The sequence below is a fragment of the Nocardia australiensis genome (genome assembly GCF_020733705.1).
Taxonomy (GTDB): Bacteria; Actinomycetota; Actinomycetes; order Mycobacteriales; family Mycobacteriaceae; genus Nocardia; species Nocardia australiensis.
Genome location: NZ_JAJFZM010000015.1, coordinates 1 through 3522, shown reverse-complemented (window position 1 = coordinate 3522; position 3522 = coordinate 1). Strand labels below are relative to the sequence as shown.

The following is a 3522-nucleotide window of genomic DNA, read 5'->3' as shown; positions in this document are numbered from 1 at the left end:
TTCGGTCGAGGGGGTCTGACTGAGGGCGTCTCGATCACGGCTGTGGTGGGCGTCAAGGGTGGGCTTGTCCCATCACGTAGTGACGCCGTAGGCGCCCTTGATGCCCGCCGCAGCCGTGATAGCCCTCAGATCAGTCAGACCACCTCGACCGAAAAGGAACCGGGGATGCGGCTACGTCGGCCACACCGCCCACCACGACTGAGAGCTGCCCTGCTGGCCTGCCCACCAGCTCCGCACCGACCCGGCGACTACTGCAACCGCTGCTGGTTCACCTACCCACCGCCGAGTTCCGGGACATGCTCGACTGCCATGTGACCCACCCGATTGGGGGCTTCGGCCCCCGCCCTGCGAACCACCCACCCAAAGCGACGATCCCGGGTTTCTCGAAGACCCTCGAACCGGACAACCGCCAGCCGACCGAGCCAACGAATTCCGTTCAGCAATTCAGTCGCACCTGGTGAGCGGCTTGGCGATTGGGCAGAGTGCCGGGCCTTTTCCGCAGACTGATGACGGCTCGGTGACCACCTACGCAGGTCCGGCAGGCTGGCTTTTGGGAGGCAAGCGAGCGGAGCTCGTGCGGCAGCACCGTATGAGAGTCGCCGCGCTGGTAGCCGCCGATCGGGCAGAGTGCCGGCCGATCGGAGTTCGGTGATCCGTTCAGCAACTCGCTGCCGGGCACACGTCCTGCCACGTCCACAGCTCGGGTCGATGCCGCGCTGAGCAATCCAGGAGACCGGCGACTGCCGATAGCGCGTGGGTGCCGCCGACGCGCCGGTCCGGCGGCGGAACAGAGCTTAGGACCGTAGCGCGGCGGTGGCGCGCACGCGCCGCCGCAGGCGCTCTTGACTCTATATAGCGAAATTCAGCAACCACTCCGTGAAGTGACGGGCGCTGGCGAACTGCTCGACAGTGTGTAGCTGCCTGTCCCTGCCGCGTGTTCGTGTGTGAGTGTCCGGCTGGGTCTGGACGGTTCGCAGTGATGGGGCTGGGCGGTGATTGTGCGGGAGCTGCGCAGCTGGGCACGAACAGTGTCGCGGTAGCTCAAATCATTCGACTGCCGATGCTCGGCGTTGGGGCCACCTCCAGCTCAGGGGCGGTTTGGCAGCTGGTCCAAGCCGCATCGCGCCGAGGAAGGAGGCGGTGGGAGATGGCGAAACATCGCCGGAGCAAAACAAAGGCCCCGGTCGACTACGGCATCGTCTTGATCAGTGCTGCCGTGATCGCCGGGGCGCTCATGTTTCATGCAATCATGATTTCAGGATGGATAGATATAGCCGAGTGGCCACAGCTTCGGCATCCTCCATGATGGGATCGGCGTACGTCCGAGCACCAGGCAGGTTTGCGGCGTAGGTACGGGCTGCTGTCGCCAACACGGACATGAGCCCAGATGAACGTTGGATTGGGGCCTTTGCCGCCCAGGCCAGATGTTTTGCTCCCTCGGGAAGTTGAGCGTCACACGCCGTCCGAAGTGCGAGTTTGTCAGTCATGCGCCCGTTGTGCTCACCGAAAAGCGCTGTCGGGGCGAAGCATTCGGCGATTTGCCACCACCGGACGGTCTGGAAGACATGAATCAGCCGATCGGCGTACTGGTCTAACAGAGCTGGATAGAAGTCTGGGACCAGACGTTCGTAGCGGAAGTTCGCAGCTGACTCGGTGCGAATCAGCTGGTCGATTTCGGTCCGTGCCTCAGAAGAGGACACCGGGTAAGTGAGCTTCCGGCCACCGCCGAGGATGGCATCGGCACCGCTGCCGCTGAGGATTGCACCTAGATCTGCGATCGCGTCAAAGCTCCGACGGGCCGCGAGTAATGGAATGCCAGCAGTGACTTCCCAGAGCTCAGACGTGTCGAGACGGCGCATCACTTCGCGCGATAGGTCGCTGACCTCGTTGACGTTCAAACGGATGACGTCGTGCCGTAGCCCCAGGACGGAGGCAGCGGCAGCCGCGTTTGCTTCATCGGTTTGCCCCTCGGTCACGATGGTGATCGCCACGGGCTTGGCACCGAGCTCGACTGCAACTGCGGCAACATAGATGGAATCGACGCCGCCGCTCAGCAACACAGCTGGTGTCCCGCCAAACTTGTCCAGGACGGCCGCAATTCGCGAGCGAGTTTCCAGGGCAACGGCCTGTGCTGCCTCCCGGGGGTCGGTAATGGTGCGGAGGTCCGGATTCGGCTTCGCGATGTCACCGAGCAGATCGGTCACGAATTGCAGCGGCTCGGATGTTTGCGGGACCAAGTTGGAGTCGTTGATCATGTCCACCGTTCCAGTTGCGTTGTGTAGATCAGTCGGTGCCGATCGCCGGGAGAACAAAGTCGCTGAACTCGACAACCTGCCCGTTGATGTCCCGCATTGTCTTGCGCACTGCGAAAACGGCTGTGCAGGAAGCAATCCAAGCTGATCGATTTCTTCGGGCGAAGGCGTCGTGTCGTTATGTTCGACGACCTGGTCGACTTCGATACCAGTGTGGATAGTTGGTGCATCGTTCCGCCCGGCCACGGCTCGTTCGCGGATCGAGCAGGGATTCTTGGACCGTATCCAGGACGAGGTACGAGACGCCGGTGCTCAACGGCACATCTTCGTCGACGAACCGGACCGGTACGTTCGCTGAAGCAGTTGAGTGCCAGCAGGAACGCCGAAGACCTTGGCCACAGGTTCGGTCGCAGGGCCAGTTTCGTACTCCGTCGAAGGCGAACTCGTCGGTTCGATGGCCGTGTCGGTCTCGGCGCTGCCGTTCTGACGACGTTCCTGCTCCGAGCTATGGACCATCGCCTTCTCGCGGTGGTGGCGGTCGTTGCGGCGAACGACTTTCAAACGCGGTGTCCTTACGAACGTGCCGACACCATGCTTGGCCTCCAGGACCTCGGTGCGCGAGAACGGATAGGGCCTGGCGAAGAGTCGGGATGCTGACCTTGTAGCGCTTGATCAGCTCGGCCTCTCCGGTATCCGAGTGCCAGGAAGTAGCTCCCCCGCAACGATCCGGCGGCGCAGGTCAGAGATTAGCTCGAACTGCGTGCAGGACGTTTGTAGGTGACGGCTGCAATCGGATCAAGCGCTTGACCTGCGGGTTTTGCCGTTGGCATCGTTGGCTGGATATGGGTGGGTCCGCGCCTACTGCGGACGGATTGCGGACAAGGCCGGTCGGGACATCCCAACCGGCCTTTCCCATGCCTTGACCACGGTTGGCCCTGTCCTGGTTGGGTTGCGCACACATCGGAACTGCCCTGAACTTGGTGGCGGGGCTGAGCACTGTGGATGCCTCGTAACGACGAGACCAAGCGGCCGAAGGTCGCTATCCGTATGCCAAGCAAGCAGGGCGAAAAGGGGCCGAAGCCCCCAATCGAGTGGGTCACATGTAGCGGTCGAGCATGTCCTGGAACTCGGCGGTGGTGACCTTGTAGGTGAACCAGCAGCGGTTGCAGTAGTCGCCGTAGTCGGTGCGGAGCTGGTGGGCAGGACGAAGGCAGTTCTCGCAGTCGTAGTGGGCGGTGTGGCCGACGTAGCTGAGCATTTTCGGTTCCTT

General features: G+C 62.5%; 1 protein-coding gene. It reads right to left on the bottom strand.

Annotated features, from left to right (window positions below; all coding sequences use genetic code 11):
• Window positions 1-1247 precede the first annotated feature (1247 nt).
• On the bottom strand, window positions 1248-2204 hold the full coding sequence (locus LKE06_RS27325; RefSeq protein WP_228002206.1) for an asparagine synthase-related protein: 957 nt from the start codon (window positions 2202-2204) through the stop codon (window positions 1248-1250).
• Window positions 2205-3522: the final 1318 nt, after the last annotated feature.